The sequence below is a fragment of the Actinomadura sp. NPDC047616 genome (assembly GCF_040642915.1).
In the GTDB taxonomy this organism is placed as follows: Bacteria; Actinomycetota; Actinomycetes; order Streptosporangiales; family Streptosporangiaceae; genus Spirillospora; species Spirillospora miaoliensis.
This window is the reverse complement of the sequence record NZ_JBEYTB010000007.1, coordinates 439,568-454,916: the sequence shown is the minus strand read 5'-3', so window position 1 is coordinate 454,916 and position 15,349 is coordinate 439,568. Positions and strand designations below refer to the sequence as shown.

General features: G+C 72.3%; 13 protein-coding genes. 11 read left to right on the top strand and 2 right to left on the bottom strand.

The genetic code is table 11. From position 1 onward, the window contains the following. The first annotated feature begins 892 nt into the window (after positions 1–892). From ABZ801_RS19840 to ABZ801_RS19805, 8 genes are all read left to right on the top strand, one after another. Positions 893–1,903 (top strand): serine protease, encoded by a 1,011-nt coding sequence (locus ABZ801_RS19840; RefSeq protein ID WP_360699518.1) that lies wholly within the window; start codon positions 893–895, stop codon positions 1,901–1,903. An 82-nt stretch (positions 1,904–1,985) separates the two neighbouring features. Beyond that, positions 1,986–2,381, top strand: coding sequence for a carboxypeptidase-like regulatory domain-containing protein (locus ABZ801_RS19835; RefSeq protein ID WP_360699516.1), 396 nt, complete (start codon positions 1,986–1,988; stop codon positions 2,379–2,381). A 312-nt stretch (positions 2,382–2,693) separates the two neighbouring features. Continuing rightward, the gene (xylB, locus tag ABZ801_RS19830; protein WP_360699514.1) at positions 2,694–4,079 is read left to right on the top strand and encodes a xylulokinase; all 1,386 of its coding nucleotides are present in this window, start codon (positions 2,694–2,696) and stop codon (positions 4,077–4,079) included. Positions 4,080–4,113: 34 nt separating this feature from the next. Further along, entirely contained in the window at positions 4,114–5,277 is a 1,164-nt protein-coding gene (gene xylA / locus ABZ801_RS19825; protein ID WP_360699512.1) for a xylose isomerase, read from the top strand. An 84-nt stretch (positions 5,278–5,361) separates the two neighbouring features. Then, complete coding sequence (locus tag ABZ801_RS19820) at positions 5,362–6,522, top strand: Gfo/Idh/MocA family oxidoreductase (protein WP_344956081.1); 1,161 nt, start codon at positions 5,362–5,364, stop codon at positions 6,520–6,522. Positions 6,523–6,527: 5 nt separating this feature from the next. Next, positions 6,528–7,694, top strand: coding sequence for a dihydrodipicolinate synthase family protein (locus tag ABZ801_RS19815; RefSeq protein WP_344956079.1), 1,167 nt, complete (start codon positions 6,528–6,530; stop codon positions 7,692–7,694). Next, entirely contained in the window at positions 7,691–8,536 is an 846-nt protein-coding gene (locus ABZ801_RS19810; RefSeq protein WP_360699510.1) for a sugar phosphate isomerase/epimerase family protein, read from the top strand. The genes ABZ801_RS19815 and ABZ801_RS19810 overlap by 4 nt, the downstream gene beginning before the upstream one ends. Positions 8,537–8,737: 201 nt before the next feature. Further along, positions 8,738–9,295, top strand: coding sequence for a snapalysin family zinc-dependent metalloprotease (locus tag ABZ801_RS19805; protein ID WP_344956075.1), 558 nt, complete (start codon positions 8,738–8,740; stop codon positions 9,293–9,295). A 53-nt stretch (positions 9,296–9,348) separates the two neighbouring features. Here ABZ801_RS19805 and ABZ801_RS19800 read toward each other — a convergent pair whose 3' ends face one another. After that, positions 9,349–10,038, bottom strand: coding sequence for a helix-turn-helix domain-containing protein (locus ABZ801_RS19800; RefSeq protein ID WP_360699507.1), 690 nt, complete (start codon positions 10,036–10,038; stop codon positions 9,349–9,351). 172 nt (positions 10,039–10,210) lie between these two features. Here ABZ801_RS19800 and ABZ801_RS19795 point away from each other — a divergent pair, with 172 nt between their 5' ends. After that, positions 10,211–11,464 carry an oxygenase MpaB family protein gene (locus ABZ801_RS19795; RefSeq protein ID WP_344956072.1) on the top strand — a complete coding sequence of 418 codons (1,254 nt, stop codon included), beginning with the start codon at positions 10,211–10,213 and terminating at the stop codon, positions 11,462–11,464. Positions 11,465–11,651: 187 nt separating this feature from the next. On the opposite strand, the gene ABZ801_RS19790 is transcribed toward ABZ801_RS19795, so the two are convergent. Then, positions 11,652–12,656, bottom strand: coding sequence for a LacI family DNA-binding transcriptional regulator (locus tag ABZ801_RS19790; protein WP_344956070.1), 1,005 nt, complete (start codon positions 12,654–12,656; stop codon positions 11,652–11,654). Between the two features lie 170 nt (positions 12,657–12,826). On the opposite strand from ABZ801_RS19790, the gene ABZ801_RS19785 reads away from it, so the two are divergent. Next, on the top strand, positions 12,827–13,906 hold the full coding sequence (locus ABZ801_RS19785; RefSeq protein ID WP_344956069.1) for a lytic polysaccharide monooxygenase: 1,080 nt from the start codon (positions 12,827–12,829) through the stop codon (positions 13,904–13,906). 89 nt (positions 13,907–13,995) lie between these two features. Continuing rightward, positions 13,996–15,342: a cellulose binding domain-containing protein gene (locus ABZ801_RS19780; RefSeq protein WP_360699504.1), complete on the top strand. Its 1,347-nt coding sequence runs from the start codon at positions 13,996–13,998 to the stop codon at positions 15,340–15,342. Positions 15,343–15,349 lie beyond the last annotated feature (7 nt).

Below are 15,349 nucleotides of genomic sequence, written 5' to 3'. Positions count from 1 at the left end.
TCGGACTTGGCCACTGCGGCGTCCGCCTTCGCTTCAGTTGTCGTCATCAGGTGTCACTCCTTGATCAGGAGTTACACCGAAAACCGTACAGTCCCCCGGCACCGTCACGCGCTGCCGGGGTTCTGTGGCGGGGTGTGTGTCTGGTTGGTGGGAGTTGGCGGGATTTGAATCCGCTGTTCGGCGTGGAGGTTGGTGGTGCGGCGGATGGGTGGTTTTGGCGGGGGGTTGAGTGGCGTGCTGGTTTTGGGATTGTCACGCGGTGTTGAGGTTTTGTGGCGGGGTGTGTTTCTGGCTGGTTGGGGTCGGCTGGTTGGGGGGTGTGGGGCGGTGTGTTTGGTGGGTGGTGCGGAAGGTGGGGGTGGGTGGGGCTGAACATTTATGGGTGGTCGGGGTGTTGGGGCGGTTGTTTGGGTTTGTGTCGGCGTTATATGGGGGCGGGATCCAATTTCGGGGGTGAAGGATTCTTGCGGTCGTTGTTGTCGTTGTCAACGTCCGCTTCTTGTCATGGGCGCGTCGTGGATATTCGGATTGCGCTGACTGGCGGTGTGGTGGTCTCGGGGGGTGGTTCGGTGGGGTGCTGTAGGGCCAGTTCAGGGGCTTGGCGCAGGTTCCGCTGGGGGTGTCGGACGGGGTGGGGGCTGTTGACCACATCAGGTCAGGGAGATGACTCGTCTCTTTAAAGGTGCCTATATATAGGGGCGTCGACGTCGCCGGGAAACAGAGTCCATCTTCGAATCCCTCTTGTGGTGCCACAGCAGTTCCCGTCCGGCTGTCCGACCATCTCCCGGAGACGGCCAGTGACCAGCGCGGCGGATTCGTGAATTGTGCCGTGACCTGGTCTTACCCCTCGGTGCGGCCATGAATGGCCGTACTGGTGAAAGGCGAATTGCGCATGAACAACCCCCTCGGCGGCGCCGTGCGGCGCTGGAGAAGAACCGTGGTCGTGGCCGCTGCCGCGGCTTCGCTCGGCACGGTGACGTTCGGGCTGCCCGCGGCCGGCGCCGCGGCCACGGCGACGCCGGACCGTAAGGTGGCCGCGGCGAGTGCCGACACGCCGGTGGCCAGGTCCAGCAGCGGCAGGACGTCCGTCGGCCAGGCGCCCGTGGCCAAGGCGACCGCGAACTCGTCCAGCGGCTTCCGCGGCACGGGAGATCTCGCCGACGCCGACGGCGTCAGCTTCTCGCGCAAGTTCCCCAAGAATGTGAAGATGCTCGGCGGGGACTTCACCACCCAGAGCGTCATCGGCACCGATGAGCGGACGCAGGTGACGGCGACCACCACCTATCCCTACACGGTCGCCGGGAAGCTGACGTTCACCGCGCCCAACGGCCTCACCTACGGCTGCACCGCGTGGCTCTACGACGCCGACACCGTCGCCACCGCGGGGCACTGCGTGTACTTCCATGAGGGGAGCACGCACGGCTGGAGCAGCAACTTCGTGTTCTGGCCGGGACGCAACGGCTCGTCGACGCCCTACGGCTCGTGCGGCTGGGCTACTGCCTACTCGGTGAACGGCTGGATCAACGACCAGAACCCGGAGTACGACTACGGCGCGATCAAGCTGAACTGCAGCATCGGCAACACCACCGGCTGGCACGGGCTGCGCTGGCAGGCCGCCTCCTACGACGGAACGCAGGCCAACATCACCGGGTACCCGGGCGACAAGCCGGCCAACACCATGTGGCAGATGTCGGGTCCGATCGCCTCGTCGGCGACGCGGCAGCTGTTCTACTCCATCGACACCGCCGGCGGGCAGAGCGGCTCGGCGGTGACCATTCCGGGTTGCGGTGCCAACTGCGGGATCGCCGTCCACGCCTACGGCGTCTATGGCGGCTCGGCCTACAACCGCGGCACCCGCATCACCGAACCCGCGTTCAACAACTACGTCAGCTGGAGTGCATGACGCGGTCATCTTCCCGTGAGGACGTCGGGGCTTCGGTGTCGGGCGACGCCGGAGCCCCGGCTCACGTCGTTGAATCGAGGCCATGAGACGACATCGGCTGCTGACGGCCGTGACGCTGACGGCGGCCTGCATGACCGGCGCGCCGATCGGAGCGGACGCCTCGCGTTCCAGTGACGATCCACCGCCGGACACGGGTCCGGCCTCCCCGCGGTCAGGGGTGGTCACGGGGCGTGTGCTGACACGGTCCGGTGCACCGGTGGCCGGTTGTGCTGTGGTGCCGGAGGCGACGTCCCGGCCGCGTCCGCCCGTTCCCGAGATGGCCGTCCTGTCGGACGCCGACGGCCGTTACCGCTGGCCGCTGCCGCGCGCCACCTACGACCTCACCGCGCGGTGCCCGGACGCCCGCGGGAGCGGCCGGGTCACCCGCGTGACCGTCCGGCCGGGCGAGGAGACCGTCGCGGACATCGTCCTCGGCTGAATCGCCGGTGGGATCCCGCGCGTCACGGCGTCCGGCCGGGGGACGCCATCTCCTCGGGTGGCCCGTATGGCGGCACGCCCCTTCCGCCCCGTGACAGATCCGCGGCCGGTTCGTCGTCCGCTTCGATCGTCCACCTCCGGGGTACGGGTTGACCGGGCCGGTTGCGGCCGGGTGCGTCGCGCGGTGTCCGGCGGGGGCGGGCGTCCGTTGTGCCGGGGGTCACAGGCGTCGTAGGCTGCACGCAGTCGAAGCGTTTCGAAAGTTCTTCGGGGTCATCGCCGAAAGCTTTCGCGAACCCCTCCGAGGAGGACCATGCTCGTCGCCGGGATCGACTCCTCCACACAGTCCACGAAGGTCGTGCTCTGCCGGGCGGAGGACGGCCGGATCGTCGACCAGATCTCCGCGCCCCACCCCGACGGTACCGAATGCCACCCGCGGCACTGGAGCCATGCCCTCGACCAGGCCCGCGAGCTGCTGGAACGCGCCGACGCCGTGGCGGTGGCCGCGCAGCAGCACGGCATGGTGGCGCTGGACGAGGGCGGCGAGGTGGTCCGCCCCGCCCTGCTGTGGAACGACACCCGCTCGGCGCCGCAGGCCCGCGCGCTGGTCGACGAGCTGGGCGGCGCCAAGACCTGGGCCGAGCGGACGGGCTTGGTGCCGGTCGCCTCGTTCACCGTCACCAAGCTGCGCTGGATGGCCGAGCGGGAGCCGGACAACGCCGCCCGCACCGCCGCCGTGCTGCTCCCGCACGACTGGCTGACCTGGAGGCTCGGCGCCGCCGGGCACGTCACCGACCGCGGCGACGCGTCCGGCACCGGGTACTGGTCGCCCGCCGAGGGCCGCTACCTGCCGGAGATCGCGGCGGCGGCGCTCGGCCACGAGCCCGGCCTGCCCCGCGTGGCGGCGCCGGGGGAGACGGTCGGCGAGACGGCCTGGGGCGCGCGCATCGGCCCCGGCACCGGCGACAACATGGGCGCCGCGCTCGGCCTCGGCCTGCGCACGGGCGACGTCGTGCTGTCGATCGGCACGTCCGGCACGGCGTACGCGGTCGCCGACCGTCCCGCCGGGGACCCGTCCGGGCTGGTCGCCGGATTCGCCGACGCGACCGGACGGTTCCTGCCACTGGTGTGCACGCTGAACGCCGCGCGCGTCCTGACCTCGGCCGCCGCCATGGTGGGCGCCGACCTGGACGAGCTGTCGCGCCTGGCGCTGGCGGCCGAGCCGGGGGCGGGCGGGCTGACGCTGCTGCCGTACCTGGACGGCGAGCGCACCCCCGACCGCCCGGACGCCACCGGCGTGCTGTCCGGGCTGACCACGTCCAACGCCACCCGCGAGAACATCGCGCGGGCGGCCGTCGAGGCGCTGCTGTGCTCGCTGGCCGACGCCGTCGACCACCTGGCCGCGCAGGGCGTGCGGCCGCGGCGCACGCTGCTGATCGGCGGCGGCGCGCGGTCGGCGGCCGTGCGGGCGCTGGCGCCCGCGATCCTCGGCACGCCCGTCACCGTCCCCGAACCGGCCGAGTACGTGGCGCTCGGCGCCGCCCGGCAGGCCGCCTGGGCGCTGGCCGGGACGCCCGAACCGCCCGCCTGGCCCGACCGTCCCGCCAGCGAGCACGAGGCCGCCCCCGGCGACGCGGCGGCGGCCGAGTCCGTCCGGGCCCGCTACGGCGTGCTGCGCGACGCCACCGCGACCTGGTGATCCCACCGCAACGGCAACGCATGAGGAGGAATTCGTGACCGAGGAGCGCTTCACCCCGCGCCCGGAGGACAAGTTCTCGTTCGGGATCTGGACGGTGGGCTGGCAGGGCGTCGACGTGTTCGGCCCCGGCACGCGGCCGCCGATGCCCGCCGAGCGGGCCGTGCGCAAGCTGGCCGAGATCGGCGCGTACGGCGTCAACTTCCACGACAACGACGTGTTCGCGTTCGAGGCGACCGCGGCCGAGCGCGACGAGCGGATCGGCGCGTTCCGCAAGGCGCTGGACGAGACCGGCCTGGTCGTGACGACGGCGACGACGAACCTGTTCGGCCACCCGATCTTCAAGGACGGGGCGTTCACCGCCAACGACCGCGACGTGCGCCGGTTCGCGCTGCGCAAGGTGATGGACAACATCGACCTGGCCGCCGAGCTGGGCGCCCGGGTGTACGTGTGCTGGGGCGGCCGGGAGGGCGCCGAGTCCGGGGCGGCCAAGGACGTGCGGGCCGCGCTGGACCGTTACAAGGAGGCGTTCGACATCCTCGGCGCCTACGTCCTGGACAAGGGCTACGACCTGCGGTTCGCGATCGAGCCCAAGCCCAACGAGCCGCGCGGCGACATCCTGCTGCCGACCGTCGGGCACGCGCTGGCGTTCATCGAGGAGCTGGAGCACTCCGAGCTGGTCGGCCTCAACCCCGAGGTCGGGCACGAGGAGATGGCCGGGCTGAACTACGCGCACGGGCTGGCCCAGGCGCTGTGGCACGGCAAGCTGTTCCACATCGACCTGAACGGGCAGAACGGCCCGCGCTACGACCAGGACCTGCGGTTCGGGGCCGGCAACGCGCGCGGCGCGTTCTGGGTCGTCGACCTGATCGAGGGCAGCGACTACGACGGGCCGATCCACTTCGACTTCAAGCCGCCGCGCACCGAGGACGACGAGGGCGTGTGGGAGTCGGCGCGCGGCTGCATGCGCAACTGGCTGATCCTGCGGGAGAAGGTCCGGGCGTTCCGGGCCGACCCCGAGGTGGGGGAGGCGCTGCGCGCGGCCCGTGTGGACGAGCTGGGCACCCCGACGCTGGCCGAGGGCGAGGACTGGCGGTCGGTGCGCGAGTTCACCCCGGACGTCGAGGCCCTGGCGGCGCGCGGCGCGGCGTTCGAGCGGCTGGACCAGCTCGCGCTCGAGCACCTCTACGGGGTGCGCTGACCAGGGCACTTGAGAGTAAGCGCTTTCCGGCCTAGGGTGCGGGAAAGCGCTTACTTCATTTTTCCTCCGGCCCCAAGGAGAACGATGACCGTACGCACCCTCGGCGTGGTGATGAACGGCGTGACCGGCCGCATGGGCTACCGCCAGCACCTGCTGCGTTCCGTTCTGGCGATCAACGAGGCGGGCGGCGTCCCGCTCACCGGCGGCGGCCGCGTCCGGCTGCGGCCGATCCTTGTCGGCCGCAACGCCGGCAAGCTGCGCGAGCTGGCCGGACGGCACGACATCGCCGACTGGACCACCGACCTGGACGCCGCCCTCGCCGACCCCGACACCGAGATCTACTTCGACGCCCAGGTCACCTCCGCCCGCGTCGGCGCGGTCACCCGGGCGATCGAGGCGGGCAAGCACGTCTACGCCGAGAAGCCCACCGCCGAGTCCCTCGAGGACGCCATCACGCTGGCCAAGACGGCGCAGGCGGCCGGCGTCAAGAACGGCGTCGTCCAGGACAAGCTGTTCCTGCCGGGCCTGCGCAAGCTCAAGCGGCTCATCGACGGCGGCTTCTTCGGCCGCGTGCTGTCGGTGCGCGGCGAGTTCGGCTACTGGGTGTTCGAGGGCGACTGGCAGGACGCCCAGCGGCCCAGCTGGAACTACCGCGTCGAGGACGGCGGCGGCATCGTGCTCGACATGTTCCCGCACTGGCACTACGTGATGGAGAACCTGTTCGGGCGGGTGGAGGCGGTGACGGCCCGCGCGGTCACCCACGTGCCGCGCCGCTGGGACGAGAGCCGCTCGCCCTACGACGCCACCGCCGACGACGCCGCCTACGGCATCTTCGAACTCGCCGGCGGCGTCGTCGCGCAGATCAACTCGTCGTGGACCACACGGGTGTTCCGCGACGAGCTGGTGGAGTTCCAGGTGGACGGCACCGAGGGCAGCGCCATCGCGGGGCTGCGCCGCTGCCGCGTCCAGCACCGCGCGATGACGCCCAAGCCGGTGTGGAACCCCGACCTGCCCGCCACCGAGAGGTTCCGCGAGCAGTGGCAGGAGGTCCCCGACAACGAGGACTTCGACAACGGCTTCAAGGTGCAGTGGGAGATGTTCGTCCGGCACGTCGTCGAGGACGCCCCGTTCCCGCACGACTTCGCGGCCGGCGCGCGCGGCGTGCAGCTCGCCGAGGCGGGCCTGCTGTCGTCCGCCGAGGGACGCCGCGTCGAGCTGGACCCGATCGACCTCGGCGAGGAGTGAGCCTCATGATCACGCCGAACACGTTGAAACTGCCGACCGCGGACGGCCGTCTGGAGCCGTACTCCCCGGGCGAGCCGCGCGCCTGGCGGACGCCGTCCGGGCCGCCGTCGTCCCGCATCGCCTATGCCGCCGGGCACGTCGTGGCGGACCCGCGCGCCGACAACGGCCCCGGCGTCCCCGCGACCGTGGACTGGGACGCCACGCTGCGCTTCCGCCGTCACCTGTGGTCGCTCGGGCTGCGCGTGGCCGACGCGATGGACACCGCCCAGCGCAACATGGGCCTGGACTGGGACGCCACCCGCCAGCTGATCCGCCGCAGCGCCGCCGAGGCCGGGGCGCACGGCGACCCGGCCGAGCTGGTGGCCTGCGGCGCGGGCACCGACCACCGGCCCGACGCGGCCACGCTGGACGACGTCGTCGCCGCCTACGAGGAGCAGATCGAGGTCGTCCGGGACGCCGGCGCCGGAGTGATCATCATGGCGAGCCGTCAGCTCGCCCGGATCGCCGCCGGCCGTCCCGAGGACTACCGCGCCGTCTACGGCCGCCTGCTGGAGCAGGCCGACCGCCCGGTGATCCTGCACTGGCTGGGGGAGATGTTCGACCCGAACCTGGCGGGCTACTGGGGTTCGGACGACCTGGACAAGGCCATCGGCCACTTCCTCGACCTGGTGCGCGAGCACGCGTCCCGTGTCGACGGCGTCAAGGTGTCCCTGCTGGACGCCGACCGGGAGATCGAGATCCGCGCCGGGCTGCCCGACGGCGTCCGCCTCTACACCGGCGACGACTTCAACTACCCCGACCTCATCGCGTCCGGCAGCGACGCGCTGCTGGGCATCTTCGACGCGATCGCGCCCGCGGCCGCCGCCGCCCTGCACGCGCTGGACGCGGGCGACACCGCCGCCTACGCCGAGATCTTCGGGCCGACGGTGCCGCTGTCGCGCAAGATCTTCGAGACGCCCACCTACAACTACAAGACCGGCATCGTGTTCCTGGCCTGGCTCGCCGGGCACCAGGAGGCGTTCACAATGGTGAACGGCGCGCAGAGCGCCCGCTCCGTCGTCCACCTGGCCGAGGTGTTCCGCCTGGCCGACGCCGCGGGCCTGCTGCCCGACCCCGACCTGGCCGTCCGCCGCATGCGCGCGCTGCTGGCCGTCCACGGGGTGGACGCATGAGCCGGCTGTCGCTGAACCAGTGGACGACCCGGCGCTGGTCGGTGCCCGATGCCGTGGACGGCTGCCGGCGCCACGGCATCGAGGCCATCGGCCTGTGGCGCGAGCCCGTCGCCGAGCACGGCCTCGCCGCCACCGCCAAGCTCGTCCGCGACGCGGGCCTGCGCGTCTCGTCGCTGTGCCGGGGCGGCTTCCTGACCGGGGGCTCCGGGCTGGACGACAACCGCCGCGCCATCGACGAGGCGGCCGAACTCGACGCGGCCTGCCTGGTGCTGGTGGTCGGCGGCCTGCCGGGCGTCGTCCCGGGGGAGCCGCTGGGCGACGGCGTCTCCCGCGACCTGGGGGCCGCCCGCGCGCGCGTGGCCGAAGCGCTGGAGGAGCTGGCGCCCTACGCCGCCGAACGCGGCGTCCGCCTGGCGCTGGAGCCGCTGCACCCGATGTACTGCGCCGACCGCGCGGTGCTGTCCACGCTGAAGCAGGCGCTCGACCTGGCGTCCCCCCACCCGGCCGACCAGGTCGGGGTCGTGGTCGACACCTTCCACATCTGGTGGGACCCCGAGGTCTACGACCAGATCGCCCGTGCGGGCGCGGAGGGCCGCGTCGCCAGCTACCAGGTGTGCGACCAGCTGCACCCGCTCCCGCAGGACGTGCTGCTGGGCCGCGCCATGATGGGCGACGGCGTCATCGGCTTCACCCCGCTGACGGAGGCCGTCACCGCCACCGGCTACGACGGCGACATCGAAGTCGAGATCTTCAATGCCGACGTCTGGGCCGCCGACCCGGACACGGTGCTGGCGACGATGAAGGAACGCTTCGCCACCCTGATCGCCCCCGCCCTCGCCTGAACCCCGGCGGCCGGTGCCGCACCCCTCCGTGGCACCGGCCGCCTTCCGGCGTCATCTCCGGTCCCGTTACGGCGTTCTCGAACAGCTGCCAGACGACTCCGGACTTTTCAGTAAATGACGCCACTTGTTGAGTAAAGGCATGGCAAATACGCTCGGGCCGACCTTGCGGCAGCACCGTTCCGACACAGGAAGGCCCCCGCCATGCTGCATCGCACCGTCGCGCGCACCCTCGTCGGTGCCGGCGCGATCGCCCTGTCCCTCACCCTCGCCCCCGCGGCCGGCGCCGCCCCGTCCCTCGCCGTGACCACGCTGTACTACGACGACAGCCAGGCCGCGGAGTTCAAGAGCGCGGTCGCCGCCGGCGCCCAGTCGTGGAACTCCAGCGTCCAGAACGTCCGCCTGGTCAAGGCCCCCGCGGGCACCCGCGCCCAGATCCGCGTCATCGCCGACGACGGATGGCCCCGCGCCACGCTCGGCCCCGTCCGCCCCGGCGGCCAGGTCACCGTGTGGTTCGGACGGCAGGCGGTGAACGAGGGCTACAACACCACCCGCATCGCCGCCCACGAGCTCGGCCACAGCCTCGGCCTGCCCGACCGCAAGCCCGGCCCGTGCTCGTCCCTCATGTCCGGCTCGACCGGCGGCGTGACCTGCACCAACGCCACCCCCAACGCCTCCGAGCGCGCCGCCGTCGAATCCAACTACGCGAGCCTGGCCGCGACCCGGAGCACCGCCGGCGCCGTCGTCGTCGACGCGCCCTGACCCACGGTCTCCCGCCCGTCGCCCTGACGCCGAAAGGCTGAGAGGGCGACGGGCTATTCGCGATCGGCCAGGGGAGCCGGCGGTTCCAGCATGGGCACGAGGAACCGCCGGGCCACCATGGCCAGCTGCTCGTCGTCGTCGAGGTCGACGAGGTGGCTGGGGATCCCCAGGAACGAGGCGGAGATCCGGACCATCATCTCCGCCACGAGGTCGGCGTCCAGGTCGCTCGACACGTTGCCCGCGCGTTGCTCCTGGCGGAGCTGGCCCGCGACGAACTGCCGCACGGTGGCGAGGGTGCGCCCCCCGTCATTGATCATGGAGGGCACGAGCAGGTCCGGTTCCGTGGCGATCAGACCGCCGATCAGCGGGTTGCTCCGGATGGCGCGCAACGAGCTCACAAAGCCCAGCACCACCCGGTCGGCGGCGGTCTCGGCCTGCTGGATGTCGCGCAGGAACTGGTCGAAGTACCGGCGGAACTCCCGCCGCACGACATGTTCGACCAGCGCGTTCTTCGTGGCGAACCGCCGGTAGACCGTGATCCGCGAGACCCCCGCCCGCCGGGCCACGTCCTCCATGGTGGAGCGCTGGACGCCCATCCGGCAGAACTGCTCGTACGCGGCGTCCAGTATCTGTGCGCGGGTCTCGTCCATGTCGTCGACCTGTTCGACGGCGTCGATGTACGCGCGTTCGAGCAACGACTCCGCGCCCGAGGCCGTCATGAGGGCGGACAACGCAGGTTCCATGGGCTCCTCCTGAGTCGCCTGATTCTGCCTCACCCTCCGACAGCCTCCCTCACGTTCGGGTCTTGTGGCGGCCGCCACAGTGTGCTGTATTGGACATGCCGTCGATGATACGCAGATACGAACCACGTATCACCGTATCAGAACGGCTCTCGGCCCCGAGGAGGAGCAAGGCATGGAGAATCCCAGCAGGCGCAACGTGTTGATGGCGGGCGGGACGCTGGGCGCAGTCGGCGCGCTCAGCGTCGCCGCGCCCGCGCAGGCGGGCTCACTGTGGACGTGGTCGCCCAAGGGCTCGGTGGCGGGCGCCGGAGAAGGCGCCGACCCGCGGTGGGTGTGGGACCCGGAGGCCGATGAACTCGTCGCCTCGATCATCGACCGGGGGGACGTCGCCAAGGCCAACAGGGCACTGCGCAAGTGGACCAAGAACGGCCAGCCGCTGCCCAGCGACCTGCCGGCGGACCTGCGGGACTTCATGGAACGCGCCCGCCGGATGCCGGCCTGGGCCGACCAGGGCAAGCTCGCCACCGCGGTCGACTTCAACGAGAAGCGGGGCCTCTACCTCGGCGTCACCTACGGCTTCGCCAGCGGGATGATGAGCACGGTCATCCCCAGGGAGGCGCGCGCGGTCTACTACTCCAAGGGCGGCGCGGACATGCGCGACCGCATCACCAAGACCGCCAAGCTCGGATACGACATCGGGTCGTCGAACGCCTACAGGCCCGACGGCGAGATGATCGTGACCTGCGTCAAGACCCGGCTGGCGCACGCCGGCGTACGCCACCTGCTGCCGAAGTCCCCGCACTGGAACAAGGTCGCCGAGGAGACGATCCCGATCAGCCAGGCGGACATGATGGTCACCTGGCACAGCCTGCCCACGACCGTCATGCAGAACCTGGTCAAGTGGAAGGTGCCGATCCCCGCCGCCGAGTCCGAGGCGTTCCTGCACTCGTGGCAGCTGTGCGCGCACATGCTCGGCATCAGGGACGAGTACATCCCCAGCTCGTGGGACGAGGCCAACGCCCAGGCCAGGCAGGTCCTGAACCCGATCCTGGCCCCGACGCCCGAGGGCATCAAGCTGGCCGACATCCTGCTCAACCTCGCCACGATCGTCCCGGGCGGCCCCCTCAGGTACGTCACCAAGCCCATCCTCGGTTCGCTCACCCGCTACGTGCTCGGTGACGAGATCGCCAACTGGCTGAAGATCCCCAGGGAACCGCTGTGGGACGGCGTCTTCGAGACCCTCTGGGAGCCCTTCGTCGCCGTCCGCGAGGGACTGCTCTCGATGGAGCAGGCGCCGGGGGCCCTGCAGAAGTTCTACTGGGCCTTCGACGAGATCCTCCGCCTGGCGGCCCTGCTCGTCCTGTCCGGCGGGGACCTGCCGATCAGCATCGAGATCCCCGACGCCAACAACCCCAACTACCCCTGACCCACCCCCTGCGGCCTCAAGGCCGCAGCAAGCACCCCGCCCCCGGCCGCACCTCCCGCAGGCCGGAGCGCCGCCTCGATCCCAGGGCTCGGAACCCGTCCGGTTCCGAGCCCGAGGCGTTCGCGTCCCGTATCGGGGCACGATCCCGCGGCGGCGGGAGACGAGCCCTCCAAGGCGCCGGGCCCGTTCAGACCCGGCGGGTGCTGGTGCGGAGGATGACCTCGGCGGTGATCTGCTCGGTGGTGGGTTCGGGGGTGTCGGAGAGGGCCAGGTCGAGCGCCCGCTCTCCCATCTCCGTCAGGGGCAGGCGCACGGTGGTCAGGGCGGGCACCAGGTCGCGGAGGGTGGCGATGTCGTCGAAGCCGGCCACCGAGACGTCGCCGGGAACGTCGACGTCGCGGTCGCGCAGGGCGGCCAGGGCGCCCAGGGCCATGACGTCGTTGACGGCGAACACGCAGGACACGTCGCCGAGGCCGGAGCCGGCCAGCTCCGCCGCGGCCGCGTAGCCGCCGTCGCGGTCGAAGTCGCCGTGGAGCACGCGGGGGGCGGGGAGGCCGAGGTCGGCCAGCGCCGCCGTGAATCCGGCGGTGCGGTCGGCGGCGGTGAGCAGGCCGGGCGGACCGGCCAGCACGGCGAAGCGGCGGTGGCCCAGTCCGGCCAGCGACCGGGCCAGGGCCGCCGCGCCCTCCCGGTTGGCGGGGGCGACGGTGTCGACGCCGAGCAGGTCCTGGCCGACGCACGCCACCCGCCCGCCGGAGTCGCGGTAGCGGGCCAGCTCGGCCGCCAGCCGCTTGGTGATCGTGTCGTCGCTGGTGCGCGAGCCCGCCAGCACGATCGCGCGGACCCGCTGCACCCGCAGCGTGGACACCACCGCGATCTCGCGCTCCGGGTCGCGGTGCGTGGTGCCGACCATCACCGTCAGCCCGTGCCGGTCGGCGGCGCGCATGGCGCCCTCGGCCAGCGCCGCGAAGTAGGGGTCGGTCAGCGCGTGCACGACCAGTCCGATGACGTTGCTGGACCCCCGGGCCAGCGCCTGCGCGGTGACGTCCGGCTCGTAGCCGAGCTCGGCCGCCGCCAGCTCCACGCGCTGCCGGAGGGCCGCCCCCACCCGCCGGTTGCTGCCGTTGAGCACCCGCGAGGCGGTGGCGAGGGAGACCCCCGCGTGCCGCGCCACGTCCTCCAGAGTGACCATCTGACCCCCCGCCAGGTGGAAAGCGCTTTCGACCAGTCTAGTGAACCCATGAAAGCGTGAAAGAGCCGTTCACCCGACCCGTCGGCGCCGGTTACGTTCCAGCGCGACGGACGTCGCCGTCCGGCGACGGCCAGAGGCCACCATCAGGGGCGGAGAACGGAGGCGTTTCGATGAGTCAGCGGCGGCGGGCGGTGCTCGCCGGAGGAGCGCTCGGAGCGGCGGCGGCCGTGTTCGGATCCGTGTTGACGGCCGCCCCGGCGTCGGCGCACGGCGCGATGATGGTTCCGGGGAGCCGCACGTACCTGTGCTGGAAGGACGGGCTGACCTCGACCGGCGCGATCCAGCCCAAGAACCCCGCCTGCGCCGCCGCGGTCGCGCAGAGCGGCACCAACTCCCTCTACAACTGGTTCGCGGTGCTGCGCTCGGACGGCGCCGGGCGCATGCGCGGCTTCATCCCCGACGGCAAGCTGTGCAGCGGCGACGCGAAGGTGTACGACTTCAGCGGCTTCGACCTGCCGCGCAACGACTGGCCGGTCACGCACCTGACGTCCGGCGCGCAGATCCAGATGCGCTACAACAAGTGGGCCGCGCACCCGGGCACCTTCCGGTCGTACATCACCAAGGACAGCTGGAGCCCCACGCGCCCGCTGACCTGGGACGACCTTGAGGAGCAGCCGTTCGACTCGGTCACCGACCCGCCGAGCGTCGGGTCGCCGGGCAGCGAGAGCGCGTACTACTACTGGAACGCGCGGCTGCCGTCGGGCAAGAGCGGCCGGCACCTGATCTACTCGGTGTGGCAGCGCTCCGACAGCCAGGAGACGTTCTACAACTGCTCCGACGTGGTGTTCGACGGCGGCAACGGCGAGGTCACCGGAATCGGCTCGGGCAACGGCGGTCCCACGACCCCGCCGACCACGCCGACCGACCCGCCCACGCAGCAGCCCGGCGCGGTGTGCACCGCCTCGTTCCGCACGGTGAGCTCGTGGAACGGCGGGTTCCAGGGCGAGGTGAAGGTCACCAACTCCGGCACCGTCCCGATCAACGGCTGGCGGGTGCACTGGACGTTCGCCAACGGCGGCACCGTCGACGGCCTGTGGAGCGGCTCCTACACCCAGACCGGGGCGGACGTGGAGGTCGCCAACGCCTCCTGGAACGGCTCGCTGGCGGCCGGCGCGTCCACCACGTTCGGCTTCACCGCCAAGACGTCCAGCGCCGTCAGCGGCCTGGACACCCACTGCATGACCTCCTAGCCCATGACCCCTGGACCATGACCCCTGGACCATGACCCCTGCAAGAGCGGACAGGCGCCCCCGGGGACCGGCCGAATAAGCTGCCAGGCATGTCGCAGATCCCCGGGGGCCGTCTGGGCGGGCGCTACCAGCTGGTGGCGCCCGTCGGCTCGGGTGGCATGGCGACGGTGTGGCGCGCCGTCGACCTGGTCCTCGACCGGCCGGTGGCGGTCAAGCTGCCGCGCGACGGCTGGCCGCGGGAGCTGACCCCGCGGCTGCACGAGGAGGCCAAGGCCGCCGCGAGCCTGACCCACCCGCACATCACCGGCGTCTACGACTACGGCGAGGCGGACCTGCCGGACGGCGAACGCCTGCCGTACGTGGTGATGGAGCTGCTGGACGGCGAGAGCCTGGCGACGCGGCTGGCCCGCGGCCCGCTGCCGTGGCGGGAGGCCGCGGTGCTGGGCGCGCAGCTGGCGGACGCGCTGGCCGCCGCGCACGCCGCGGGCGTGGTCCACCGGGACGTCAAGCCCGGCAACGTGCTGCTGACCGCGACCGGCGCGAAGATCCTCGACTTCGGCATCGCGTTCACCGCCCCGGCCGGCGGGCGGCCGGACGGCGCCGGCCCGGTGCTCGGCACCCCCGCCTACGTCGCGCCCGAGCTGCTGGGCGGCGCCGCGCCGACCCCCGCCGCCGACGTGTACTCCCTGGGCGTTCTGCTCCGCGAGTCCCTGGCCGGCGACGAGCCTGCGCAGGGCGCGCCGGAGCAGGTCGAGCGTTTGTGGCGGCGGTGCGTGGACGAGCGGCCCGAGGCGCGGCCGTCGGCGGCCGAGGTCGCCGCGGTGCTGCGCGCGGCCGCCGGGATCCCGCAGGACGCCGTCGTCGGGGCGACCACCGCGCCGCCGCCGCACGGCCCGGCGCGCGACCACCACACGCGTGTCCTGGACGACCCCGACCCCCCGCCGGCGCCGTCTCCCGGCGGCGGCGCCCGCAGGCCGCTGCTGCTGGTCGTCGGCGGCGTGGTGGGCGCGCTCGGCCTGCTCGCCCTGCTGCTCGTCGCGCTGTCCCCCGAGTCCTCCGGCGGAGGGGCGGCGGGGCCGGCGCCCGGTCGCGGCACGTCGTCGTCCGGGGCCGGCGAGTGCGCCGTGTCGTACGACGTCGTCGGCGAGTGGCCGGACGGCTTCCAGGCGCGGGTGCGCGTCACCAACCTGGCGGACGCGCCGCTGGACGGATGGCGGCTGGCCTGGTCGTTTCCCGACGGGCAGCAGGTCGCCCAGCTGTGGAACGGCGCGCAGCGCCAGCAGGGCTCCGACGTGGAGGTGACCGCGGCCGGCTGGAACCGCACCATCCCGCCGCGCGGCGTCGTGGAGTTCGGGTTCATCGGCCGCCAGGACGGCGGGAACGGACGTCCCGGCCGGTTCACGCTCAACGGCCGGGACTGCCGGTCCGCGCAGTGACGGGAGG